The sequence below is a fragment of the Halomonas sp. AOP30-A1-24 genome (genome assembly GCF_052378165.1).
In the GTDB taxonomy this organism is placed as follows: Bacteria; Pseudomonadota; Gammaproteobacteria; order Pseudomonadales; family Halomonadaceae; genus Vreelandella; species Vreelandella citrativorans.
Genome location: NZ_JBQSXL010000002.1, coordinates 52292 through 75548, shown reverse-complemented (window position 1 = coordinate 75548; position 23257 = coordinate 52292). Strand labels below are relative to the sequence as shown.

21 protein-coding genes are annotated in these 23257 nt (G+C 55.2%); 16 read left to right on the top strand and 5 right to left on the bottom strand.

Annotated features, from left to right (window positions below; translation table 11 throughout):
* Positions 1 to 17: 17 nt before the first annotated feature.
* Positions 18 to 1247 (top strand): bifunctional glutamate N-acetyltransferase/amino-acid acetyltransferase ArgJ, encoded by a 1230-nt coding sequence (gene argJ / locus ACT3TJ_RS01535; RefSeq protein WP_441677052.1) that lies wholly within the window; start codon positions 18 to 20, stop codon positions 1245 to 1247.
* A gap of 109 nt (positions 1248 to 1356) precedes the next feature.
* The gene (locus ACT3TJ_RS01530; RefSeq protein ID WP_441677053.1) at positions 1357 to 2304 is read left to right on the top strand and encodes a Nudix family hydrolase; all 948 of its coding nucleotides are present in this window, start codon (positions 1357 to 1359) and stop codon (positions 2302 to 2304) included.
* Positions 2305 to 2453: 149 nt separating this feature from the next.
* On the opposite strand, the gene ACT3TJ_RS01525 is transcribed toward ACT3TJ_RS01530, so the two are convergent.
* Together ACT3TJ_RS01525 and ACT3TJ_RS01520 are read right to left on the bottom strand one after the other, a co-directional pair.
* Positions 2454 to 3368: a carbon-nitrogen hydrolase gene (locus tag ACT3TJ_RS01525; protein WP_441677054.1), complete on the bottom strand. Its 915-nt coding sequence runs from the start codon at positions 3366 to 3368 to the stop codon at positions 2454 to 2456.
* A gap of 9 nt (positions 3369 to 3377) precedes the next feature.
* The gene (locus ACT3TJ_RS01520) at positions 3378 to 4430 is read right to left on the bottom strand and encodes an agmatine deiminase family protein (RefSeq protein ID WP_441677131.1); all 1053 of its coding nucleotides are present in this window, start codon (positions 4428 to 4430) and stop codon (positions 3378 to 3380) included.
* A 222-nt stretch (positions 4431 to 4652) separates the two neighbouring features.
* On the opposite strand from ACT3TJ_RS01520, the gene ACT3TJ_RS01515 reads away from it, so the two are divergent.
* Positions 4653 to 5894 carry a lipoprotein-releasing ABC transporter permease subunit gene (locus ACT3TJ_RS01515; protein ID WP_444621419.1) on the top strand — a complete coding sequence of 414 codons (1242 nt, stop codon included), beginning with the start codon at positions 4653 to 4655 and terminating at the stop codon, positions 5892 to 5894.
* Positions 5895 to 6000: 106 nt separating this feature from the next.
* Positions 6001 to 6681 carry an ABC transporter ATP-binding protein gene (locus ACT3TJ_RS01510; protein ID WP_444621460.1) on the top strand — a complete coding sequence of 227 codons (681 nt, stop codon included), beginning with the start codon at positions 6001 to 6003 and terminating at the stop codon, positions 6679 to 6681.
* Here ACT3TJ_RS01510 and ACT3TJ_RS01505 read toward each other — a convergent pair.
* The gene (locus ACT3TJ_RS01505) at positions 6678 to 7229 is read right to left on the bottom strand and encodes a DUF2062 domain-containing protein (RefSeq protein ID WP_444621420.1); all 552 of its coding nucleotides are present in this window, start codon (positions 7227 to 7229) and stop codon (positions 6678 to 6680) included. The two genes, ACT3TJ_RS01510 and ACT3TJ_RS01505, sit on opposite strands and share 4 nt — an antisense overlap.
* A gap of 97 nt (positions 7230 to 7326) precedes the next feature.
* Between ACT3TJ_RS01505 and ACT3TJ_RS01500 the strand changes: the two genes are divergently transcribed.
* From ACT3TJ_RS01500 to murB, 7 genes are read left to right on the top strand one after another with little or no spacing between them, the layout of a single operon-like run.
* Positions 7327 to 9609 carry a DNA internalization-related competence protein ComEC/Rec2 gene (locus ACT3TJ_RS01500; RefSeq protein WP_444621421.1) on the top strand — a complete coding sequence of 761 codons (2283 nt, stop codon included), beginning with the start codon at positions 7327 to 7329 and terminating at the stop codon, positions 9607 to 9609.
* A gap of 56 nt (positions 9610 to 9665) precedes the next feature.
* Positions 9666 to 11399, top strand: coding sequence for a lipid A export permease/ATP-binding protein MsbA (gene msbA, locus ACT3TJ_RS01495; protein ID WP_444621422.1), 1734 nt, complete (start codon positions 9666 to 9668; stop codon positions 11397 to 11399).
* Positions 11399 to 12424: a tetraacyldisaccharide 4'-kinase gene (gene lpxK, locus ACT3TJ_RS01490; protein WP_444621423.1), complete on the top strand. Its 1026-nt coding sequence runs from the start codon at positions 11399 to 11401 to the stop codon at positions 12422 to 12424. Before msbA ends, lpxK begins: the two co-directional genes overlap by 1 nt.
* 13 nt (positions 12425 to 12437) lie before the next feature.
* Positions 12438 to 12647, top strand: a complete 210-nt coding sequence (locus ACT3TJ_RS01485; RefSeq protein ID WP_172116363.1) for a Trm112 family protein — start codon at positions 12438 to 12440, stop codon at positions 12645 to 12647.
* Positions 12647 to 13417 (top strand): 3-deoxy-manno-octulosonate cytidylyltransferase, encoded by a 771-nt coding sequence (gene kdsB / locus ACT3TJ_RS01480; protein ID WP_172116364.1) that lies wholly within the window; start codon positions 12647 to 12649, stop codon positions 13415 to 13417. Before ACT3TJ_RS01485 ends, kdsB begins: the two co-directional genes overlap by 1 nt.
* Before the next feature lie 27 nt (positions 13418 to 13444).
* A complete protein-coding gene (locus ACT3TJ_RS01475) occupies positions 13445 to 13915 on the top strand; it encodes a low molecular weight protein-tyrosine-phosphatase (RefSeq protein ID WP_444621424.1) in 471 nt (156 codons plus the stop codon).
* Positions 13912 to 14949 carry a UDP-N-acetylmuramate dehydrogenase gene (gene murB / locus ACT3TJ_RS01470; RefSeq protein ID WP_319941218.1) on the top strand — a complete coding sequence of 346 codons (1038 nt, stop codon included), beginning with the start codon at positions 13912 to 13914 and terminating at the stop codon, positions 14947 to 14949. The genes ACT3TJ_RS01475 and murB overlap by 4 nt, the downstream gene beginning before the upstream one ends.
* Positions 14950 to 15015: 66 nt before the next feature.
* On the opposite strand, the gene rne is transcribed toward murB, so the two are convergent.
* Positions 15016 to 18219: a ribonuclease E gene (gene rne, locus ACT3TJ_RS01465; protein ID WP_444621425.1), complete on the bottom strand. Its 3204-nt coding sequence runs from the start codon at positions 18217 to 18219 to the stop codon at positions 15016 to 15018.
* 673 nt (positions 18220 to 18892) lie between these two features.
* Between rne and ACT3TJ_RS01460 the strand changes: the two genes are divergently transcribed.
* From ACT3TJ_RS01460 to sppA, 3 genes are all read left to right on the top strand, one after another.
* Positions 18893 to 19834 (top strand): RluA family pseudouridine synthase, encoded by a 942-nt coding sequence (locus ACT3TJ_RS01460; protein WP_087109302.1) that lies wholly within the window; start codon positions 18893 to 18895, stop codon positions 19832 to 19834.
* 32 nt (positions 19835 to 19866) lie between these two features.
* The gene (locus tag ACT3TJ_RS01455; protein ID WP_172116367.1) at positions 19867 to 20517 is read left to right on the top strand and encodes an HAD family hydrolase; all 651 of its coding nucleotides are present in this window, start codon (positions 19867 to 19869) and stop codon (positions 20515 to 20517) included.
* 63 nt (positions 20518 to 20580) lie between these two features.
* Positions 20581 to 21705 (top strand): signal peptide peptidase SppA, encoded by a 1125-nt coding sequence (gene sppA, locus ACT3TJ_RS01450; RefSeq protein WP_444621426.1) that lies wholly within the window; start codon positions 20581 to 20583, stop codon positions 21703 to 21705.
* An 8-nt stretch (positions 21706 to 21713) separates the two neighbouring features.
* On the opposite strand, the gene ACT3TJ_RS01445 is transcribed toward sppA, so the two are convergent.
* Positions 21714 to 22313, bottom strand: a complete 600-nt coding sequence (locus ACT3TJ_RS01445; RefSeq protein ID WP_193056297.1) for a Maf family protein — start codon at positions 22311 to 22313, stop codon at positions 21714 to 21716.
* A gap of 168 nt (positions 22314 to 22481) precedes the next feature.
* Between ACT3TJ_RS01445 and ACT3TJ_RS01440 the strand changes: the two genes are divergently transcribed.
* Both ACT3TJ_RS01440 and rpmF read left to right on the top strand, forming a co-directional pair.
* Positions 22482 to 23012, top strand: coding sequence for a YceD family protein (locus tag ACT3TJ_RS01440; RefSeq protein WP_193056298.1), 531 nt, complete (start codon positions 22482 to 22484; stop codon positions 23010 to 23012).
* A 36-nt stretch (positions 23013 to 23048) separates the two neighbouring features.
* The gene (gene rpmF, locus ACT3TJ_RS01435; RefSeq protein WP_087109291.1) at positions 23049 to 23219 is read left to right on the top strand and encodes a 50S ribosomal protein L32; all 171 of its coding nucleotides are present in this window, start codon (positions 23049 to 23051) and stop codon (positions 23217 to 23219) included.
* Positions 23220 to 23257: the final 38 nt, after the last annotated feature.

Here is a 23257-nt window from a genome sequence, read left to right as displayed (position 1 = left end):
AGGTAGAGGAGACGATCATGGCGGTGGGAAATAGTCCCTTTCCGGTGATGCCCCCCTTGGCTGGGGTGCGCTTGGGAAGTGCAATGGCGGGTATTAAAAAGCCGGGTCGTCGTGACATGGTAGTTATTGAGCTACCCGCCTCGGCAACCGTGTCTGGTGTGTTCACGCGAAATGCCTTCTGCGCTGCCCCGGTGTCGGTTGCCAAGGCGCATATTGAGCGTTGCCGCGAGCAGGGCCAAGCACCGTGTTACTGGCTAATTAATACCGGTAATGCGAATGCGGGCACTGGCAAGCAGGGGCTTCATGATGCCTACGCCAGCTGTAAAGCGGTAGCAGAGCAAGCTGGCGTTGCCGAGCATCAGGTACTGCCTTTCTCAACGGGGGTTATAGGTGAACCACTTCCCATGGAGCGCCTTTTAGCCGGTATCACGCCAGCGCTTGCGTCAGGTGCTGACAATAGTCAGGCGTGGCAAAATGCCGGTGAAGGGATTTTAACCACCGACACCCGAGCCAAAGGCGCCAGCGTTACCGCGAAGGTTAGTGACGGGTCAGTTACTATCAATGGCATCACTAAAGGCTCAGGTATGATTAAACCCAACATGGCGACCATGTTGGGCTTTGTCGTCACGGATGCTGCTATTGAACAGTCATTGCTGGATCGCTTGTTACGCGAGACGGTGGATGCCTCGTTTAACTGCATTACCGTGGATAGCGACACTTCAACCAATGATGCGTGCATGTTGGCAGCGACAGGCACGGGAGCGGCGATTGAAGACGACGAGGATATCGCTGTCTTCCGTGATGCATTGCAGCAGGTAATGACGAGCTTGGCTCAGGCGATCATCCGTGATGGTGAGGGCGCGACAAAGTTTGTGACGCTCCAGGTTGATGGCGCAGAAAGTCGTCAGGAAGCGCTGGATGTCGCATTTACCGTCGCCCACTCACCTTTAGTGAAAACAGCGCTTTACGCCTCTGATGCTAACTGGGGGCGTATCCTGGCCGCAGTAGGTCGAGCGCCTGTGGCTGATTTTGACGTGGACCGCATTGTCATTGACCTGGCAGATGTTCGCTTGGTTGAAGAAGGTGGTCGTGCGGCTGGGTATACGGAAGCCGCAGGCAGTGCCGTCATGGCGCAAGACGAAATTACGATTCGCATCAGTTTAGGGCGCGGTCAGGAGAGTGCCACCGTATGGACCTCTGATCTTTCCCATGACTATGTGTCGATCAACGCAGACTATCGTAGCTAGTTAGCCAGTCACCGACTGGGTTTGGCAGTCATAAAGGGCTCACGCAGCGAGTAAGCGCCGGCACTGATCCGCCGGTGCGCACACAGTGGATAAAGACGTAATGAATGTAATGGTAAAACGACGAGTTCATGTTGCGGCAGCAGCCATCATTAGTGCCGATCAGAAGCAAGTGCTGATTGCACGTCGGCCCTCGAATGTCGATCAGGGTGGCTTGTGGGAGTTTCCGGGTGGGAAGCTCGCGCCTTATGAAACAGGACTTGAGGGCCTTAAGCGTGAGCTGCACGAAGAGCTTGGTGTTGAGATTGTGCGTGCGCAGCCCTTGATCCGTGTGCATCACGAATATCCTGACAAGCATATTTTGTTAGATGTTTGGCAGGTTCATGAGTTTGCTGGCGAGCCCTTTGGTCGCGAAGGCCAAGCCGTGCGTTGGGTGCCGATGGAGGAGTTGGCTAATTATCCGTTCCCGGCGGCCAACCTGCCGATCCTGCGTGCTGTGATGTTGCCCACTGAATATCTGATTACAAAAGAAGAGGCTGACGAGGCGCGTTTTGATACGCTCCTGGAGCGGGCCTTGAAAGAAGACAACGTTCGCTTGGTGCAGCTGCGTGCCAAGCAGCTTGATGAAGCCGCTTATCTTAAGCGCGCTGAACGCGCCTTGCGCATGTGTCATGAGTATGGCGCCAAGCTTCTACTCAACGGCGAGCCTGCGCTGCTTGAACATGTGGATGCCGATGGTATTCATTTAACCAGCGAGCGCTTGATGCAGCTGGATCGACGTCCGATTGCCGAGCAAAAGTGGCTCTCTGCCTCGACACATGACCAAACTCAGCTCTCCAAAGCGGCGCTGCTGGGGTGTGATTTTGTGACGCTGTCACCGCTTCGCACTACGCCTTCACATCCGGAAGTAGCGCCGATGGGCTGGCATGATTTTCAACAACTGGTTGAGCGTGCCGGAATGCCGGTCTTTGCGCTGGGTGGAATGACACGCTTCGATGCCAATCACGCCCGCGCCGTAGGCGCCCAAGGCATCGCTTCGATTCGCGATTTCTGGAAGTAAGAAGTTTGTTACTACTGACGTAATGGCGTAAGTCAGCGCTGAGGTACGTACAGAAATAGGTGCTAGAAAAAACGCCTGCCAGATGATTTTGGCAGGCGTTTTTCGTCAAAGACCGCTACGTTAAACAGTGGTCTATAGGGCGATAACGCCTAGTCGCGAAAGCGGCGGGTTAGATCGCTATAGGCATCGATACGGCGGTCACGCAGGTAAGGCCAGATACGGCGAGTATTTTCGCAGCGCGCCATATCAATGGTCACAACCAGTTGTTCAGCTTCTTCACCGGCATGGGCAAGTAGCTCGCCCTGAGGCCCACAAATAAAGCTGCCTCCCCAAAACTGAATGCCATCGCCCACGCCTGAATGATCGGTTTCAAACCCCACGCGATTGGCAACAATCACCGGTAAGCCATTGGCGACGCCATGCGAGCGTTGGATTAACGTCCAGGCATCTTTTTGGCGGGTTTGTTCCGCAATATCATCGTTAGGATCCCAGCCAATCGCCGTGGGGTAGAGCAGCAAGTCTGCTCCGGCCAAGGTCATCAGGCGAGCCGCTTCCGGGTACCACTGATCCCAGCACACCAGTACGCCCAAACGGCCAAGCGAAGTATCAATCGGTGTAAAACCTTCTGCACGGCTCGCATCGTGGTCACCAGGGGTGAAGTAAAACTTCTCATAAAAGCCTGGGTCATCAGGGATGTGCATTTTCCGATACTGACCCACCCGGCCTTTATCTCGGTCGTATACCACCGCCGTGTTGTGATAAAGCCCTGGTGCGCGCCGCTCAAACAGCGAGCCGACCAGCACGATATCCAATTCGCGAGCAAGTGCGGCCAGGTGCTGACCGGTCGGACCATCCAGCGGTTCGGCCAGGTCGAACAGGGCCGGATCTTCATACTGGCAGAAGTAGTGGGTAGCATGCAGCTCTTGCAGCATGACAAGCTGAGCGCCACGTTTTACGGCATCACGAATGCCCGCTTCACTGGCTGCCAGGCTCTGCGCTTTATCGGGCCAGGCAAACTGTTGCACTACGCCAACCGTTAGGTCAGAGGTCACCTTGATAGACATCCTGGCTCCTTACTGATGAAAAGAGGTGGTGAGCGTGCCCTTGGGCAACTGCATGGTCAGGCAGTGTAAGCTGCCATGTTGACGAATAACGCTCGAGCACTCAATGGGAATGAGCGCATGGTTGGGGAACGCTTCGGCCAGCGCACTGAGTGCTAACGCATCAGCCGGGTCGCCGTAGGTTGGCACCAGTACTGCTTCATTAATAATCAAAAAGTTGGCATAAGTAGCTGGCAGCCGATGGCCGTCTTCAGGGTCAAAGCATGCTTGTGGCCAAGGCAGCGGGACAAGCTGGTAGGGCTCGCCGTTGCGTTGTCGAAATGCCTTTAACTCTTGTTCCATGGTGTGTAGGGCTGTGTAGTGCGGGTCTTGTGGGTCATCACAGCGCACATAAGCAATGGTCGATGGGTTACAGAATCGCGCCAAAGTATCAACGTGGCTGTCGGTATCATCACCTTCCAGATGCCCATTGGTTAACCAAAGCACCCGGTCGACGCCGAAATCATCGCCTATCAAGGCTTCAACGTCCTGGCGTGTTAAATGCGGGTTGCGATTAGGATTGAGCAAGCAGGCTTCGGTCGTCAGCAGCGTGCCCGCGCCATCGGTTTCGATAGCCCCGCCTTCCAATACCATATCGCGTGAAGCCACTGGGCATGCCCAGACGCCTGCATCGGCTAACGCCTGCGTCAGCCGATTATCGTTGCTGGCAGGGAATTTTCCGCCCCAGCCGGTGAAGGTGTAATCCAACAGTAGCGGCTGGCCTCCATCATCAACAACGCTAATCGGGCCGTGGTCACGCGCCCAGGTATCATCGGTAGGCGCTACGATCAGCAATAGCTTATGAGCAGGCACACCATAGGCATCGAACGTTTTGCGTACGCGGTCACAGGTGGCTTGATCTGGCATGCTGATCACTACCTGCTGGTAACGAACGGTTGCCAGCACGATGCGCTCAAGCGTTGCTTCTATACGCGATAGAAGCGATGCCCAATCGCCATCAGGGCGTGGCCAGGTCAGCTGTAGACCATCCTGGGGGTGCCATTCCGGCAGCAAGCGATATGTCATATTGGCCAAGGTTAGGAAGTCTCTTGGTAACGTTATTTGAAGTAAAGCGCTCACCGATTTAGCCAGCGCAAATGGGCGCAATGTAGGGCGTCGTCGAAGAACTTGCAAGCGTTACGTGGTTTCAGGGAACGGGCCTGGGGTCTGTTACTCTAATGCCCGTTTGCACATGCAGTATGGCTAAAAAAACCGTACCATGAGCGCTTATTAATAAGGAATGACGCCATGCTTGATCGTTTGCCTTTTCTGGTGGGGCTGCGCTACGTGCGCGCCAAACGCCGGAACCACTTTATTTCTTTTATTTCACTAACATCGATGCTGGGCCTAATGCTGGGTGTGGCGGTACTCATCCTGGTGTTATCGGTTATGAATGGTTTTGACCATGAGCTGCGTACCCGGATTCTAGGAATGGTGCCGCACACTAAAATTGAAGCAACCGATGGCCTGGTGGAGTGGGAGGCGCTGGCAGACCGATTGACGCAGCGTGAGCGCGTGACGGGGGCTGCACCGTATGTTGAGCAGCAGGGCATGTTTTCCGCGGGTGGCCGCAACCAGGGAGCCATGGTCAACGGTATTGATCCCGATTGGGAAGACCAGGTCTCGATTATTGGTCAGCATATGCGCCAAGGCACGTTGGCTGAATTAGTGCCAGATGAGTGGAATGTGGTGCTTGGCTCTATGCTTGCTCGCCAGCTGGGGGTGGGTGTAGGTGATCGAGTGACGCTGCTGGTGCCGGAAGCTTCTATCACTCCGGCGGGTGTCTTCCCACGGTTAAAGCGCTTTACCGTTAGCGGTATTTTCAGCGTGGGCGCCGATTTGGACGCCAATCTCGCTTACGCCAATATCGAAGATATGAAAACCCTTGCGCGCCTTGGCGACGCGGTAGGTGGTTTGCGCCTTGAGCTTGATGATCTGTTTATTGCGGGCAGCGAGACCCAGGCCATTGTGAACGATCTGGGACCAGGCTACCGCGGCACCGATTGGACGTACTCGCATGGCAACCTTTTCCAGGCCATTCAGATGGAAAAGCGCATGATTGCACTGCTGCTAACGGTGATCATTGCCGTTGCGGCGTTCAATATTGTTTCTACTCTGGTCATGGTGGTCACCGACAAGCGTGCCGATATCGCTATTTTGCGTACCATTGGTGCTACGCCACGCTCGATCATGGGCATCTTTATCGTACAAGGCATGGCCATTGGTTTGATTGGTATTGCGATTGGCGTTGCTGTGGGCATACTGCTGGCGCTGACAGTATCTGATCTGATCGGTTGGTTTGAAGCGGCCTTTGGGATTAAATTTCTGGATGCAGGCGTTTACTTTATCAGCGATTTGCCGTCCCAGCTTAGGTGGGATGACGTGCGCAATATTGTGTTGGCGGCCTTCGGTCTAACGTTTTTGTCCACGCTGTACCCAGCCTGGCGCGCTGCTCGCGTTCAACCGGCGGATGTTCTGCGCTATGAATAAGGATGCTTCCATGTCTACTACTGGGCCGTTAACGTCTATGCAGTCAACTTCCACGCCGTCCAACGCTACGCCAGCCGCAGCAGGGGGAGCGAACGAGCCGCCTGTTATGTTGGATTGCCAGGAGTTAACGCGGGTATATAGCGAAGGACCACAAGACCTGACCGTGCTTGATAAGCTTGAACTTTCCGTTCGTGCGGGCGAGCGGGTGGCGATAGTGGGTAGCTCTGGGTCGGGTAAAACCACGCTTTTAAACTTGCTGGGCGGTCTGGATCGCCCAAGCGATGGTCGGGTGGTGATCGCTGGTGAGCCACTTTCCAACTTAAACGAAGCGGCCTTGGGGACGTTTCGTAATCGCTACATTGGGTTTGTTTACCAGTTTCACCATTTGCTGGCAGAATTTACCGCCGTTGAGAATGCAGCGTTACCGTTAATTATCCGCGGTCAGTCGAAAAAAACCGCTGAAAAACGCGCTATGCAGATTCTTGAGCGTGTAGGGATGAAGGCGCGGGCTGATCATAAGCCAGGCGAGCTTTCTGGTGGTGAGCGCCAGCGGGTTGCCATTGCGCGTGCCTTGGTAACAGACCCAAGCCTGGTGCTAATGGATGAGCCTACCGGTAACCTGGATCAAACGACGGCAGCCACGATCCTGGCCTTGATGGATGAGTTGGCCAAAGAGAGCGCGTGTGCGTTTGTTATCGTGACGCATGACGTGGGGCTGGCTGCACATCAGGACAGGGTGCTTAAACTGGACGCGGGCAAGTTGGTTGAGCAGCCTCACACACCTTAATCATCGAACTCGGATTCGATACATGCCCGACGCCGCTGCCTATTTAGGCGGCGGCGTTTCCAATTATGAGAGACATGCCAGCGCCAAATAAGGCGAATGCCGATATTGGCGGCCACTGCTAGCACAATAGCCGTAATAAATGAGCCAACAATCAGTGGCGGCACAATATCGTGCATTTGTTCGGCAATCCAGCGCGTTGAAATACGCGTAGGTGCTTCACGTACCGGGGCTCCAAGCATAAATGTGCCAATTCGATAGTTAAAATAAAAAATCAGCGGCATGGTGAGTGGGTTGGTAATCCAGACAAGGCCTACCGAAAGTGCTAAATTACAACGGCTTAGGCGAGCACCCACGGCAGCGACTACCATTTGAAATGGAATCGGTAGCATGGCGCAAAACAAGCCAACGCTAAAGGCGTTGGCAACGCTTCGCCGAGTTAAAAGCCACAGCCCGGGGTCGGCAATTAGCGGTGCTATAAAGCGTAGCGACCGCTGTCGCCGTAGCGTGTCGGGTTTGGGCATGTAGCGCTGCAGGAACCGGCGCGGCATGTCAGGTACTCTTGCCTATTAGTGCACCCTATTATCCATATCGCGTAGCGCTTCGGCTATGCCAAGTAGATGAAGTTCTTAAGCCAAGGAGAGCCGTATGCCGTTTGGCATGGCGATACCGGCAGCGCTAGCGGCACTGTTAGGGGCAGTAATCGCGGGATTAAGCGGTATAACGGGGGCAATGAACCCCTTTGTTGGCGTTAGCTTATTGGGCGTGCTGCTACTGATGGCCTGGCGCGCCAAGGCGGCTTTCTGGCTATTACTGGGTGGCTGGGTAGTGGTTGGCATTCATCAGGAGTGGGGCAGTCGCTTGCCCGAAGGTCTCAACGGCGAAGATGTCGTTGTGGAAGCAAGGGTGCTGAGCGTAACCCCATTGGGTGATGCACAGCGGTTACTGTTAGCGGTAAAAACCTGTGAAGGACCTACCCATCACCCCGCTTGCGATACGCTTAACAAGGTCCGTGTAACGGCGTATAACGCGCCGACTTACTATGCGGGAGAGCAGTGGCGAATGACGCTACGTCTGCGCCCGCCTCGCGGATTTGCCAACCCTGGTACGTTTGATTTTGAACAGTGGCTCTGGCGAGAAGGCATTCATGCAACGGGGTATGTACGCCAGGAGCCAGCGCCGACGCAATTGGCCACGGCTGGGTTTTCTGTACGAAAGCTGGCGCTTGATGTGCTGGAGAGACAACCACTCGGTGAACGAACACGCCGCTGGCTCGCAGCCTTAACGCTGGGGGAGGGCAGCCAGCTAACCCAGGAGGACTGGTCGTTACTCAATGCCACGGGAACGACGCATCTGGTGGTTATTTCAGGCTTGCATGTGGGGCTGGTGGCCGGGTTTGCGCTATTGCTGGCAAAGCTCATCGCACGGCTAACAACGCCTTTGAACTGGCGAATGCGCGTGTGGCCCTGGTGGGTGGCCGCGCTGGTCACCATCGGTTATGCCTATCTGGCCGGTATGGAACCGCCCGCCATGCGCGCCATGGTCATGACGCTGGTAGGGCTGTGGGTGCTCAGTGGTCGACACTCCCCAGCCACTTGGCAGGCCTGGTGGCTGGCACTTGCCGTTATTCTACTGCTTGATCCGCTCTCTTTATGGCGCCCTGGGCTCTGGCTATCGTTTGTGGCTGTTGCCTGGTTGATCATTATTTGGCAAGGGCGCACGCGACCAAAAGGGGTTAAAGGCTGGTGCTGGGCGTTGCTGCGTTCCCAGCTGTTACTGGCCCCACTCATGGCCGCCGCCGTGCTGATCGCATTTGGACGTATGGCGCCGGGCGCGCCCATTATTAATGTAATCGCCGTGCCCTGGGTAAGTTCAATCATGGTGCCGTTGGCGCTGCTGGGCTGGATATTTTCACCGTTGCCGTGGCTGGGTACGGGCATGTGGTGGTTGTTTGAACAAGCACTGTCGGTTTTTTACGTTTTTCTGACCGTTACGTCAGAACGATGGCCGCTGTGGGAACCTGATCATGCGCTAGTGTACCCATTAAGCGGCGCTCTTCTTTTGTTGGCCTTATGCTGGGGGCTGCCTGGCGTGGTGTCCTGGTTGAAAGTGGGGGCTACGTGTCTGGTGGTATCGCTTGCCTGGTGGCTTCCGCTGGAGCAAATACCTAAAGGCACGTTGCGTGTAACGGTGCATGATGTGGGCCAGGGTCAGCTTATCGAGCTACGCAGCCAGCAGTACCGGCTTTTATACGATACTGGGCCACGTTTTCAGGCAGGCTTTATGCCTCTGCAAACATTGTGGTCGCCAGGCCAGCGTTTTGATGAGGTGATAGTTAGCCATGCCGACAGTGACCATGCAGGCGGTATAGGCGCGCTACTGGAGAGCCATGCAGTCACGCACTGGCGTGCGCCTCTAGGTGAAGCTCTACCGGTAACGGCCACCCCGTGCGAGCGTGGCCAACAGTGGCAACGCGATGGAATCACGTATCGGTTTTTATGGCCGCCTGCCGGGTCCAATGATTACTCGGCCAATGACCGCTCCTGTGTGCTGGAAGTCAGCGCGGGAGAGCATCAGTTATTAATTACCGGAGATGTCAGCCGTGATATAGAGCGGCGTTTTCTAAAAGATATTGATGTGCCGCTCAGCGTATTGGTCGCCGGACATCACGGTAGCCGCACGAGCTCAGGTGTTCAGTTTGTCCAGCATACGACGCCTTTGCATGTGATCTTTAGTGCAGGTCGCAATAATGCTTTCCAGCATCCGGTCGATGATGTGGTACGCCGCTTCCGAGCGTATAAGAGCTGCCTGTGGAGTACCGGGCACGATGGGGCACTGCGGTTTTGGCTTCAAAAAGATCATCCTGTGTCTATGACACCAATGCGTTGGCCATCCGGTAGTGTTCAACATGGTGGCGTTAAGCGGTGTTGATGCGCCTCGCCATAAGGTAGAATCCAGCGCATTGCACACTATTGCCAGGAGCGCGTGTGACCGATTCAAGTTGGGTTATTTATAAACGGCTACTTAGCTACGTAAAACCACACTGGCAAGCATTTGGCTTGGCCGCTATTGGGTTTGTGGTATATGCCGCATCAAGTACGGCACTTGCTGAGATGATGAAGCGGTTAATCGATGGTATCCAAAATCCCGATGCTGCTTTTCGGCTGTTTCTTCCGCTGTTTGTTATTTTGATGTTTGCTTCGCGTGGTGTAGGCACTTTTCTAAGTACCTACTATATGGCGTATGTAGGACGCTATGTGATCCACACGCTGCGCTGCGACGTTTTTGCCCACATGCTGCATCTGCCTGGACGGTTTTTTGACCAGCACTCAAGCGGCCACCTTGTTTCGCGCGTGACCTACCATGTAGAGCAAGTGGCGGGCGCTGCAACGAATGCTGTCACCGTTATTTTGCGCGAAGGCCTGTTTGTTGTGGGGTTGGTGGGTTATTTGTTTTGGACGAACTGGATGCTAACCCTACTGTTTTTAGGGGTTACCCCCATTATTGGCGTGGTGGTGAGCTATGTCAGCAAGCGCTTTCGGCGTATTTCCAAACGCATACAAAGCTCGATGGGTGATGTCACTCATGTCGCTTCCGAAGGCTTGTCAGGCTACCGCGTTGTGCGCACCTACGGCGCTGAGGATTATGAAAAGCAACGGTTTGCACGGGTAAGCGAAGAGAACCGTAAGCAGAGTATGAAAGAAGCAATGACGCGGGCGATAAGCTCCCCGGTTATTCTTATGCTGGTAGCGATATCCATGGCGCTGCTGGTGTGGCTGGCCATGGCGCCGGCGATAATGGCCGATATGACGCCTGGTGAGTTTGTTGCGTTTATTACCGCAGCGGCCTTGATGATCAAGCCGGTACGCCAGCTCACTGAAATTAACAGTGAAATTCAAAAAGGGCTTGCTGCCGCTTCAGAGCTCTTTGGGTTGATGGATACAGCACCGGAACAAGACACCGGTCAGCGTGTGCCCAAGCGTCTAACGGGCGAGCTGATGCTCGAAAATATTGGTTTTCGCTATGCCGACGACCAGCCAAGCGTGCTGCATGACATCAATTTGCACGTCTCGCCTGGTGAGATGGTGGCGATTGTGGGTCGTTCAGGCAGCGGAAAATCAACCCTCGTTAGCCTATTGCCACGCTTTTATCGTCTTAATGAAGGGCGCATCTTAATCGATGGTGTGGATATTAATGAGTATGCGTTAGGTCCATTGCGTCAGCAGATTGGCTTGGTCACACAGCAAGTGACGCTCTTTAACGCCACGGTGGCCGATAATATTGCTTATGGCACGGCGAACCCTGATCGTCAGGCAGTTGAAGCTGCCGCCAAGGCGGCGTATGCCAGCGAATTTATCGATAAGCTGCCACAAGGTTATGAAACGGTGGTGGGTGAAAACGGGGTCATGCTATCGGGTGGGCAACGCCAGCGTCTGGCGATCGCTCGGGCGATTTTTAAAGATAGCCCGATATTGATTTTGGACGAGGCAACCTCTGCTCTGGATACCGAGTCTGAGCGTTATATCCAAAAAGCGCTGGAGCACGTCTGCCAGGGACGCACGACACTCGTCATTGCCCATCGTCTGTCCACGATTGAGCGTGCAGATCGAATCCTGGTGATGGACCAGGGGCGTATTATTGAGCAAGGAGCGCACCAGGAGCTTCTGGACAAAGGTGGTGCCTACTCTGCGCTGTATCAACTTCAGTTTCAGGAAGCATAATGACGCTGGCGCAGCGCTGGCTTGAAGCGGGCTATCACAATAGCCCATGGCTATTGCCGCTAAGGCCATTGGGCGCGCTTTATAACTATGCCATGGCGCGTCGTGAAGCCGCGTACGTGAGTGGCCAAAAGGCCACATGGCGTGCGCCAGTGCCGGTCATCGTGGTGGGTAATATCACCCTGGGTGGAACCGGGAAATCGCCATTAGTGGCTTGGTTAAGCCGCTGGTTGGTCACACAAGGTTGGACGCCGGGTATTGTCACGCGTGGCTATGGCGGTAAAGCCGAGCACTACCCGCTCCAGGTAACGCCATCGACGGATCCCGCGCAAAGCGGTGACGAGCCGGTTATGCTGGCCCAGCAAACCTTGTTACCCGTGGTAGCAGACCCCAAGCGTGCGCGTGGCGCTCAAGCGTTGGTCGATCTCGGTTGCGATATTATTTTGAGTGACGACGGGCTGCAGCATCTGGCGCTTGAGCGAGACATTGAGATCGTGGTGATTGATGGGGCGCGAGGGTTGGGTAATCGTCGCTGCCTGCCTGCGGGGCCACTGCGTGAGTCGCCCGAACGTTTAGCGCGTGTAGATGCGGTGGTTGTTAATGGTAAAATAGTGAATGGTGAAATAGCGAAGGGAGACATGCGCCAATCACTTTCGGTGAGCGCCACTTCCATGCAGCTAATGCCGATAAGTTGGCGGCGCCTAAATGATGGCAAGCGCTTTCCGCTGACACCGCTACCTTTTAGCGTGCCGGTGTTTGGCGTGGCCGGTATCGGACACCCCGCGCGCTTTTTTAATACATTGCGTGATTTAGGCGTAAACGGTGAAATGCTGGCGCTGGCAGACCACCAGCGTTTTAGTGCGGATATATTTACTCCGGCGAAACAGCGGCCCGTGGTCATGACCGCCAAAGATGCGGTGAAATGCATGGGAATTGCGCCACCCAATAGCTGGATATTAGAAGTGGAGGCAACGCTTCCATTAGAATTTGAACATTGGCTGGCAGCCAGGCTGTCAGCTCTGTCCTGAAGGGGATGCATAAATGGATAAGGAACTGCTGGCAATGCTGGTTTGCCCGTTATGTAACGGCAAGCTTAAGTACGACCGCGAAGCGCAGGAACTGGTTTGTCTTTATGACGGTCTAGCGTATCCGATACAAGAAGGTATCCCGGTTATGCTGCCTGAGGAAGCCCGGGTAATGGACGCTGACGAAAAGCTCCCAACCTCACCAGGTCGCACGGGAGACCTGTAATGGCGTTTCCTGCATTTATAGCCGTTGTGCCTGCCCGCTATGGTTCAACCCGGTTGCCAGGCAAGCCACTGCTGGATATTGCTGGTGAGCCTATGGTCGCCCATGTATGGCGGCGTGCCTGTCAAAGCCAGGCGGCTCGTGTCGTTGTTGCGACCGATGATGAACGTATCCGTGATGCGATGCTGCCGTATGGGGCTGAGGTCGTCATGACGCGCGATGATCACGCCTCGGGAACGGATCGGCTTGCCGAAGTTGCCCAGGTCCTTTCTTTGGGTGAAAACGAGCTAGTGGTGAATGTGCAGGGTGACGAGCCGCTCATTCCGCCCGCGTTAATCGACCAAGTGGCACTGCGCTTGGCCGATGACGCAGAAGCCTCCATTGCGACGTTGGCTGAGCCGATTAACGATGTAGCATCACTCTTTAATCCCAATGTGGTCAAAGTAGTGCGCTCACTGCAGGGGCGGGCGCTGTATTTCTCACGTGCGCCCATCCCCTGGGATCGTGAGCAGTTCAAGCAGCAGCCTGCACTGCTTGAAACGGATGCATGGCTGCGCCATATCGGGATTTATGCCTATCGCGCGAGCTTTCTAGCCGCCTATCAGGATTGGCCGGCCTCAATGCTGGAGCAGTTAGAGCAGCTTGAACAGCTGCGCGCTTTGCAGCATGGCCATTTAATTCAGGTGGCATTGGCGTGCGAGGTTAACCCGGCAGGTGTCGACACGGCGGAAGATTTAGCTCGTGTTCGCGCGCTGTTAGCGCCATCTGGTTAATACTTTTCAACGTACAGGGAGCGCGTCGTGACGCGGGTACTTTTTGTCTGTTTAGGAAATATTTGTCGCTCGCCCACTGCCGAGGGCATTTTTCGACGTGCACTGGAAAACGCAGGTATGAGTGAACGTGTCAGTATTGACTCTTGCGGAGTAGGCGCTTGGCACATAGGGAAAGCACCCGATTCGCGCGCTCAATCAGCAGCCAAGCGGCGAGGTATTGACCTGAGCCAGCTATGTGCCCGGCAGCTGACCGCAGAAGATTTTCTGACATTCGATTATGTACTGGGCATGGATGACGACAATCTGCGGGCAATGCGTGCCTTGAAACCAGACGAAAGCAACGCTTATGTCGGGCTTTTCCTGGAGTTCTCTGGAACGCCGGGAGCAGAGGTTTCAGACCCTTACTATGGCGGTGAGCAGGGGTTTGAAGACGTACTTGATATGATCGAAACGGCGTCACAAGGGTTAATCCAGCACCTGAAAAGTGACCGCGTGTGACAGCTTCAGCCCTTAAAAACTCGGCTTGTCTCATTAACGAACGCGTGGATCTTTCATCGTCCAATACGTTACGTTTGCCCTGCGTGACTGATTATTACGCTGAACCCACCACGCTAGACGCCTTACGTGCGACGCTTGCTATCGCCCATCATCAGTGCTGGCCGGTAACGCTTTTGGGCGGGGGGAGCAACGTGCTTTTGCCGCCGCGCTTAACAGGGATTGCGATACGCCCGGCACTACGGCAGTGGTGGCTGACCTCGGCGGGTAATAATGTGTTGGCGCATGTGGGGGCTGGCGTTAACTGGCATACGCTGGTGCTCAATATGGCGGCCCGAGGGTTCTGGGGAATTGAAAACCTGGCGCTGATTCCGGGTGATTGTGGTGCAGCCCCCGTGCAAAACATCGGCGCCTATGGCGTTGAGCTTGCCGATAGCCTTCAGGCCGTGCAGGTCATGGAGATTGCGACAGGAAGCACGCGTTGGCTTGAGAATGCTGAGTGTGCGTTTGGCTACCGCGATAGCCTTTTCAAGGGTGCGCTGTGTGATCGTGTCGTGATTACTCGGCTGGTATTGCGGCTTTCCAGGCAGCCCGCACCGAAGGTTCACTATGGCGATCTTGCCTCGCGCTTGCCGAATGCGCCCACCCCGTTGGATGTTGCAGAGGCAGTGGCAGCTATTCGTCAGGAAAAATTGCCAGACCCGGGGCAGCTTGCCAATGCAGGCAGTTTTTTCAAGAATCCCATTGTTTCAGATCAGCAAGGGCAGACGCTATTGGCCCGCTATCCTGACATGCCACATTTCCCTTTAGGCGAAGGAAAGACCAAATTGGCGGCCGGTTGGTTGATTGATCAGTGCGGTCTTAAAGGTGTATGTGAGGGCGAATTTGGCGTGCATGACCGCCAGGCGTTAGTGTTGGTTCATTTTGGCGGCGGTGACCGTAAGGGTTTGCTGCGCTTTGCAGGCAAGATTATCGACCGTGTGCATGCTCGTTTTAATGTACAGCTGGAGCCGGAGCCACGTTTGGTTCAAGGTTGATAAATACATGAGCACTAACGCATAAAAAAACCCCGCCAGGCGGGGTTTTTTTACGCAGTCAGCAAATTACTCTTTGCTGGCTTCTTGTGCCTGCTTGCGCAGCTCACGAGGGTCGTTATGCGCACGGGTACGGCGACGACGCGGCTTGGGTGCTTCTTCAGCCACTTCTTCGGCGACAGGTGCGTCTACCGATTTAGCGGCGTGTGGCGCAACGTCAACGTTAGTGGCGTCAGGCTGCACATCTTCCTGGGCAAGCGATTTGTCGGCAGGTACGTTATCCGCAGGTGTGCTGCTTTCTACAGGTTTCTCGTCTGCCAACGCATTGACCGGTGCCAACTGCTGGGGTTCATCGGCTACGCCGCTTTCGGCCAATTCAGTGGGCGATGGCGCGAGCGTAGTATCGACGTTGCTACTTGCGTCGCTTTCGAGCTTTTCATCGGTCTGCTGCGGAAGAGATATGACATCGTCACTCTTCGCTTCATCTGCCGTTTTCGGTTCATCTTCCGGGACCGGTGCGCTTTCAGGCTCGGCAGCTGCGGGCGTCTCTTGCTGGGCCGGTGCTGTTGCTTCAGTTGGCGCAACGTCATGCTCGGCGACTTTCGGAGAGGGCTGTTCCGCTTTAAGTGTTTCGGCGGGTTCAACTGCCGCTACCGGAGTAGTTTCGTCAGCAGCGCTAACGCCGGTATTTTCCGCGTCTTGAGGCTTGGCACTTTCCTGAGCTGCTTCCTGAGCTGGTGCTTGAGAAAGTTCCTGAACGGTTTCCTGAGTGTTTTCCTCAGCGGTCGCTTGATGCGAGTGGCTGTCAGCGTGATTGCTATCTGCAATGCTGCTGGCAGGCGAAGCTTCGGCTTGCGTTTCAGGCAACTGTGCAGAGGCTTCAGAAAGGCTTTCGTGAGCGACTTCCTGTTTCGGTGCTGCAGCTTCGGGCGTTTCCGCCGCTGGGGCTGTAGCGTCTGCGTGCGTGGCCTCTTCGGCTGCCTGGGCCTGCAGCTTTAACTGCTCGGCTTCCGCCTGGGGGCTGACTGCCTGCTTGCGTGAACGGTTGCGCGGGTTGTTGCGCGTACGCTTCGGTTTGCCATCATCCTGGGGAGTCGGCTGCTCTGCGTTGTTTTGCGCAGCTTCTTTTGCCGGTTTATTGTCGCGTTGAGTCTCTCGACGTGACTCTTTTTGAGGCGCTTTCTTCGATGTATTCAGACTTTCGTCTTTTGCGGGAGAGGTCTCTTTCTGATTCTGGCGGCTGTTTTTGCTGCCACTCTCCTGCGTTTTAGCCTCGTCCTGTTGCTGGTTCCGGCGCCGATTGCGAGTGCGAGAAGGGCCGCTGCGCTTATCGTTGGCTTCTTCGCTGGCATCGACATTGGCATTTCGCGACGGGGTCTGCCGCTGATCTGCCTTGCTGTTTTCGGTGCGCTCGCTACGGGCAGGACGCTGTTTCGTCTCACTGCCTAATGGGGCCGGTTTCTGTTGGCTACGCTCGGCTTGTTTACGTGGCGCAGGCGCTTCTGGCTTGCTAGTAGGGGCTTCGGCTGGGCTGTTGTCATCGCTGCCCAGTAGCTTTGCAAACCCGCGGATAAAGCGCCCAATAACGCTGGGTTGCTCATCGTTGGTAGCAGGTACGGTGGCCTTGGCTGCTGCTGGCTCGTCCGTCTGTAGTGAGGCGGGGGCGGGGGCATTATGAGCAATGCTCTTAACTGCCGCTTCAGCGCGCTGTGTGGGCGGCGAGAAGTTGGGGTTGGGCTCTTTGCCTACTTCGGTATCGGTAGATAGCTCGAAGCTTGACAGTGTTTGAGTGTCATCTTCATCTAAATGGTCATCGCGTAAACGCTGCACGTCATAATGAGGCGTATGCATTTCCGGATTGGGTAGCAGTACAACGCGTACCTCTTGGCGTGACTCAATATCGGCCAGTACGCTACGTTTTTCATTGAGCAGATAGGTAGCAACAGGTACGGGCAGAATCGCACGAATTTGTGCGCTACGCTCTTTCATGGCCTCTTCTTCGATAAGACGCATGATCGAGAGCGAGAGCGAACGGACATCGCGGATGGTGCCCTGACCATTACAGCGCGGGCAGACCACACCGCTGGTTTCGCCCAGTGAAGGGCGCAGGCGCTGGCGAGACATCTCCATCAAGCCAAAGCGTGAAATGCGCCCAATCTGTACCCGTGCGCGGTCAAGCTTCAAAGCGTCGCGCATGCGGTTTTCGACTTCGCGCTGATTGCGTGCCGGGCCCATGTCGATAAAGTCAATCACCACCAGGCCGCCAATGTCCCGAAGGCGCAGCTGGCGGGCGATTTCATCGGCCGCTTCAGAATTGGTCTGAAGGGCGGTTTCTTCAATATCGCTGCCGCGGGTCGCTCGGGCGGAGTTGATGTCGATTGAAACCAGTGCTTCGGTATGGTCGATAACGATCGAGCCGCCAGACGGGAGTTTTACCTCGCGCTGATAGGCTGTTTCGATCTGTGACTCAATTTGAAAGCGCGAGAAGAGCGGCACTTCATCCGCATAGAGTTTGATTTTTTGCTGATATGACGGCATTACCTGACGGATAAAGCCTAGTGCTTCAGCATGAATCTCAGGGCTGTCAATGAGCACTTCGCCGATATCCTGGCGCAGGTAATCCCGCATGGCCCGGATAATAACGTTGGATTCGCGGTAAATCAGGAACGGAGCAGGGCGCTTGGCGGCCTCTGTGGTGATTGATTCCCATACCTGGGCCAGATAATCCAGGTCCCACTGAAGCTCTTCGGGATTACGGCCAATGCCCGCCGTGCGCACGATGAGACCCATCTTGTCAGGTACGGTGAGCTGACCCATGGCGTCTTTTAGCTGGCTGCGCTCTTCGCCCTCAATGCGGCGAGAAATACCGCCTGCACGAGGGTTGTTGGGCATAAGCACCAAAAAGCGGCCTGCCAGGCTAATAAAGGTCGTTAAGGCTGCGCCTTTGTTGCCGCGCTCTTCCTTGTCCACCTGCACGATAACTTCCTGGCCCTCTTTCAGTACCTCTTTAATACTGGGGCGGCCAGATACGTCTTTAAGAAAGTATTCGCGGGAGATCTCCTTGAGCGGTAGAAAACCATGGCGCTCTGCACCAAAGTCAACGAAGGCCGCTTCAAGGGAGGGTTCCACGCGGGTAATTTTGCCGCGGTAAATATTGGCTTTTTTCTGCTCTCGTGCACCTGATTCAATATCCAAATCGTACAGGCGTTGTCCATCAACCAGCGCGACCCGAAGCTCTTCGGGTTGGGTCGCATTGATAAGCATCCGTTTCATGTTGTCTCGCATAGCGTTGCGCGCCGACGGACCGTCTAAGGAGTGACGTAGACGAATCGGTGGGTGCTGCGTGCTTGTGCTCGGCGCATGGTTATGCTGACGCGGCAAGCCAGGAAGGTTTTAACCGACCCGGCTGACAGGTTGAGTACGTGGCGGAGGCAGGACGTGTTTCGGTGGCTGTCACGTCCATCCGGCCCTGCTGACACCGCCTACACCTAGCATTCATCGATTCGTCAACGCCGGTCGTCGGCACAGCGTTGAACTTGTCGCCCAGAAGTGACCAGCGCCTTGTGACGAAAAGACGGGGCAGTTCTGGGCGTGGCGTTTTATTCAGCATTCGCTTGCCGTTGTGGGCTAAGCGTTAGCAAATCTGTCGACATCATACGGGCGACAGAGTGACTGCATTTTAATACGTTAAGATTCGGGCAATGCGTACACTGGCGCCGCTTCTTGTGCTCAGGCCTGCGTGTTAGTCGGGCAGGCGCTTTTAGCTAAACGTGGTAGTAGCACTTGTGAAAACTGTAATACTCGACAAGCTGCCCACGCTTAGTAGTGAACGATTTGGAATATAACAGTAAAGACAACTACCAGCAATTGACGCAATGCCCTTGGGTCTACGTTAGAATGCCGTTTTTAGCCTGGCATCATAGAGACACAGCAGGAGTGCGCGGCAATGGCCGAAGGGCGTGAAGTACAGTGGGTGGATATCGCCCCTGAACAGGCAGGTCAAAGAATTGACAATTTTTTGATGACTCGCCTGAAAGGTGCTCCTAGAGCATTGATATACCGCATCGTGCGTAAAGGTGAAGTACGGGTTAATAAAAAGCGCGTCAAGGTGGACTACCGTCTCCAGGCGGGTGACCTGGTCCGGGTGCCGCCATTACGTTTGGCGCCGCGTGAGGCGGTGAAGGAAGTCAGCGATAATTTGCGTGACGTGTTAGTAGGTAGCGTCATTATGGAAGGCCCTGACTGGATGGTGCTTAATAAGCCTTCTGGCTTGGCGGTGCATGGGGGGAGCGGGGTTAAAATCGGGTTGATTGAAGCACTGCGTCAGGTGCGGGATGATTTGAGCTTTTTGGAGCTTGTTCATCGGCTTGATCGCGATACCTCTGGCTGCTTGTTGCTGGCAAAGTCTCGTGATGCCTTGGTGACACTTAACGAGTCGTTAAAAAAACATGGCATGGACAAGCGTTATCTGGCGCTTGTGAGCGGTCGCTGGCCTGCACGTAAAACCTATGAAAGTGCGCGTCTTGACCGATTCGACGCAGGCAACGGTGAGCGTAGAGTGCGGGTAGATCCAAACGGCAAGGTATCGCGCACCCATTTTGCGGTTGTTGAAACCTTTGAGAAAGCCACGCTGATTGAAGCCGAGCCGGTGACCGGGCGAACACATCAAATTCGCGTTCATGCGACTCATGCGGGGCATGCGCTGCTTGGGGATGATAAGTACTCGACACGTGAAAGTGCGCACTTGACGAAACAGCTAGGCGTTAGTCGTCTGTTTCTGCATGCCCGCTCGCTAACGTTTCCGGAACCTACCAACGGCCGCCCAGTGACCGTTAAGGCGCCGTTGCCAGAAGTTCTGGAAGACGTGCTCAAGCGTGCTCGGCAATAAATGTACGGGCAGTGAAGTAATAAGGGGCGGTAATGCGTTACGAGCTGATTATTTTTGATTGGGACGGCACCCTGATGGATTCGGTGTCGAAAATTGTTGCCTGTATGCAGGCAGCGGCCCAGGAGGCTGAGTGGGGCGAGCTGGACGTCGCGGCAATTAGAGATATTATCGGCCTGGGGCTCCCTGAAGCCATCGCCACGCTGTGTCCGGGCATCGGTCCTGCTCAGGCTGAACGCTTGCGTCAGCGCTATGCACATCAGTTTGTGCATGGAAACACAACGCCCATGCCGTTTTTTAATGGGGTCGAGGCGCACGTAGCGCGACTTCGCGAGCGCGAACAGCAGCGTTTGGCCGTTGCCACGGGTAAAAGCCGCCGTGGCCTTGATCGGGTTTTCACTGAAACGGGAAGTGGGGGCTGGTTTCATGCTAGTCGCACTGCAGATGAAACACGTTCAAAGCCACACCCACAAATGCTGAATGAGTTGCTTCTAGAACTTGACGTTCCCGTGGAGCGTGCAGTGATGGTAGGCGATACGGAATATGACCTGGAAATGGCGCGGGCCATCGGCATGGATCGTGTGGCAGTAACGTACGGTGTTCATACGCCAGCGCGGCTAGCGGCAAGCCAGCCCAAGTGGGTCGCTCATAACGTTGAAGATCTTTTTGGCTGGCTGCATGGATAGAGGATGCGACGTTGGGTGGATGGTCCATCATCTGGCGTCCCTAAACTCAAAAAAGGATGGTATATGAGTGATGATTGGCGCCGCAGTGATGCCAGCGGATACCAACAGCCTGAGGACAACCCTACGCCTGATCGTTCAAGTCAGGATCGCTGGACGCAGGGTCCTGACGTGGCGGCTTATAAAGATGAGGCTGCTGCGGTGGGGGCGGCAGGCGATGATGCTGAAACGCTGCGTGAGCGGCAGCGCTTGGCCCAGGTTGAAATGATGGATCGCTGGATTGGCGGCGTGTTAACGGAGCAGCGTCGTACACGGCGTTGGAAGTTGTTTTTCCGTTTTATGACGCTCTTTTTGGTACTGGCGTTAGTCGCGACTGTTGTATATAACGCTTTTTGGGCCGCAACGGGCGATGCGTCTACCCTGCAGCGTCACTTGGGCATCGTAGACGTTAATGGTGTTATTGCCAGTGATGCTCCAGCGAATGCCGAGCGTATCATTCAGGGATTAAATCGCGCCTGGGAATCAGATAATACCGAAGCCGTTGTGCTGCATATTGATAGTCCCGGTGGTAGCCCGGTTCAATCGCAGCGTATTTATGCGGAAATCATGCGCCTGCGCGAGCAGGGTGATAAGCCGATTCTGGCGGTTATCGAGGATATCGGTGCGAGTGGGGCGTATTATATCGCTTCGGCAGCCGATGAAATCATTGCTTCACCGGCAAGCCTGGTGGGCTCGATTGGGGTTATTTATGCAGGATTTGGCTTTCAGGATGCGATCAGCCAGATAGGCGTAGAGCGCCGTGTGTTAACGGCGGGCGAGAACAAGGCATTTTTGGACCCGTTTCAGCCGCTTGATGAAGAGGCGCAGGCATTCTGGCAGAGTGTGTTGACGCAAACACATCAGCAATTTATGAATGATGTTCGTGCTGGGCGAGGCGATCGGCTAAGCGACCAGCCAGATATATTCTCTGGGCTTATCTGGAGCGGCGAGCAGGCGCTTGAGCTTGGTCTGGTGGACCAGTTGGCAAGCCTTGAAGAAGTGGCGCGCGATCAGGTGGGGGAGGCGAGTTGGGAAGATTATACGCCGCGTCTTGATCCGTTTGATCGGTTGACGCGACGCTTTACCCAAGTGGCGGCGGAGGTGCTTGGCCTTAAAGCGGCTCACTCACCGCTACGCTACCAGGCACAATAAACCCGAGCTTAACCGTCAAGTGGGTCCATGCCCACTTGGCGTAGCATATTACACAGCGCAATAAGCGGAAGCCCAATCAGGGCGTTCGGATCACGCCCTTCTAACGCTTCAAACAGCGTGATGCCCAATCCTTCCATTCGAAAGCTGCCAGCGCTGTCCAGTGGTTGCTCAAGGGTGACGTAGCGCTCAATTTCGCGTGTGGTCAGCTGCCGAAAGATAACGTCGAAAGGCTCTATGTGGGTGTAGTGGCGTTGCCTTTGGGTATCAAGCAGCGCTAACCCGGTTAAAAAAGTAACGCGCTGACCTGAAAAACGCGCCAGGTTGGCGCAGGCGCGTTCCTGGGTGTGGGGCTTGCCCAGTATGTCGCCTTCAAAGAGCGCTACCTGGTCTGAGCCGATAATGTAGTGATTGGGGAAGTGGGGCGCCACGGCGTTGGCTTTGCTGAGCGCTAAACGATGCACAAGTGCCTTGGGGGACTCATTGGCACGAGGTGTTTCGTCAATATCAGGCGAATAGCACTGATAGGGAAGCTGTAAGCGTTCCAACAGCTCTCGTCGCCAGCGCGAGCTTGAGCCCAGCACCAGCGATGCGTTTTGAGTAAGCGGCACGCCATTTCTCCTAAGCGATTTGGAATAAAAGGGGAGTGTAGCGAAAGCCAGCGGGCGTGCCTAATTTGCGGGTGTGGGCGATAAGTCATGGGGAAATGTGCGATAAACCATGAAGAATTGAGTTGAAGCTTTGACACCAGCGGGGGGAGTGCCTATCATTGCGCGCCTATGTTGACCTCACAACTCCCCAGCCGGGTTGAGCCTTATAAGCTTGCAGCCCGCCGCGAACGACTAGAAGGCGTAGTGGCACTGAATTCGTTGCCACGGCTTGCCGAAGAGGCAGGTGACCAAACGGGCGACTGTCATGTTGTCCTTGAGTTTGGTGTGGATGCCCAAGGTCGTCGTGAAATTCGTGGCCATTTGCAAGCGACGCTGGCATTGCCATGTCGTCGTTGCCTGGTGCCGCTGAGCCAAGACGTGTCCAGTGACTTCCTGCTTGGAATGATCAGTGACGAGGCCTTGGCCGCCGAGCTGCCTGCCAGTCATGAACCGGTGCTGGTGGAAAAAGAACAGCTGGATCTACTAACGGTAGTTGAGGATGAGCTTATCCTCAGTCTGCCGCAGGTGGTCTATCACGATGAGACCGAATGCCATGTCTCGGCGGAGCAGCTGGTCAGCAAGACAGACGGTGCGTCAGAAGAAGCGACGCCGGCCACGAACCCTTTCGCAGTGCTTAATGCCTTAAAGGGCAAAAAGTAAGCGTTATTTACCCTACACACCCTGGAGTAAACACCCATGGCAGTTCAAAAGAACCGTAAGACTCGTTCCAAGCGCGGTATGCGTCGTAGCCACGACGCGCTGAGCGCGCCGACGCTGTCTCAGGACAAAGAAACCGGTACGACGCACCTGCGTCACCATGTCGCTGCAGATGGTTTCTACCGTGGTCGCAAGGTGGTTGAGGTATAAGCCTTAACTATCTTGTTAAGCGGCCAAATAGAGTGGGT

What these genes read in the sequence shown, in the direction of transcription:
- argJ (WP_441677052.1), top strand. Translation starts at nt 18, where the DNA reads ATGGCGGTGGGAAATAGTCCCTTTCCGGTGATGCCCCCCTTGGCTGGG.
- ACT3TJ_RS01530 (WP_441677053.1), top strand. Translation starts at nt 1,357, where the DNA reads ATGGTAAAACGACGAGTTCATGTTGCGGCAGCAGCCATCATTAGTGCC.
- ACT3TJ_RS01525 (WP_441677054.1), bottom strand. Translation starts at nt 3,368, where the DNA reads ATGTCTATCAAGGTGACCTCTGACCTAACGGTTGGCGTAGTGCAACAG.
- ACT3TJ_RS01520 (WP_441677131.1), bottom strand. Translation starts at nt 4,430, where the DNA reads ATGACATATCGCTTGCTGCCGGAATGGCACCCCCAGGATGGTCTACAG.
- ACT3TJ_RS01515 (WP_444621419.1), top strand. Translation starts at nt 4,653, where the DNA reads ATGCTTGATCGTTTGCCTTTTCTGGTGGGGCTGCGCTACGTGCGCGCC.
- ACT3TJ_RS01510 (WP_444621460.1), top strand. Translation starts at nt 6,001, where the DNA reads ATGTTGGATTGCCAGGAGTTAACGCGGGTATATAGCGAAGGACCACAA.
- ACT3TJ_RS01505 (WP_444621420.1), bottom strand. Translation starts at nt 7,229, where the DNA reads ATGCCGCGCCGGTTCCTGCAGCGCTACATGCCCAAACCCGACACGCTA.
- ACT3TJ_RS01500 (WP_444621421.1), top strand. Translation starts at nt 7,327, where the DNA reads ATGCCGTTTGGCATGGCGATACCGGCAGCGCTAGCGGCACTGTTAGGG.
- lpxK (WP_444621423.1), top strand. Translation starts at nt 11,399, where the DNA reads ATGACGCTGGCGCAGCGCTGGCTTGAAGCGGGCTATCACAATAGCCCA.
- ACT3TJ_RS01485 (WP_172116363.1), top strand. Translation starts at nt 12,438, where the DNA reads ATGGATAAGGAACTGCTGGCAATGCTGGTTTGCCCGTTATGTAACGGC.
- kdsB (WP_172116364.1), top strand. Translation starts at nt 12,647, where the DNA reads ATGGCGTTTCCTGCATTTATAGCCGTTGTGCCTGCCCGCTATGGTTCA.
- rne (WP_444621425.1), bottom strand. Translation starts at nt 18,219, where the DNA reads ATGAAACGGATGCTTATCAATGCGACCCAACCCGAAGAGCTTCGGGTC.
- ACT3TJ_RS01460 (WP_087109302.1), top strand. Translation starts at nt 18,893, where the DNA reads ATGGCCGAAGGGCGTGAAGTACAGTGGGTGGATATCGCCCCTGAACAG.
- ACT3TJ_RS01455 (WP_172116367.1), top strand. Translation starts at nt 19,867, where the DNA reads ATGCGTTACGAGCTGATTATTTTTGATTGGGACGGCACCCTGATGGAT.
- sppA (WP_444621426.1), top strand. Translation starts at nt 20,581, where the DNA reads ATGAGTGATGATTGGCGCCGCAGTGATGCCAGCGGATACCAACAGCCT.
- ACT3TJ_RS01440 (WP_193056298.1), top strand. Translation starts at nt 22,482, where the DNA reads ATGTTGACCTCACAACTCCCCAGCCGGGTTGAGCCTTATAAGCTTGCA.
- rpmF (WP_087109291.1), top strand. Translation starts at nt 23,049, where the DNA reads ATGGCAGTTCAAAAGAACCGTAAGACTCGTTCCAAGCGCGGTATGCGT.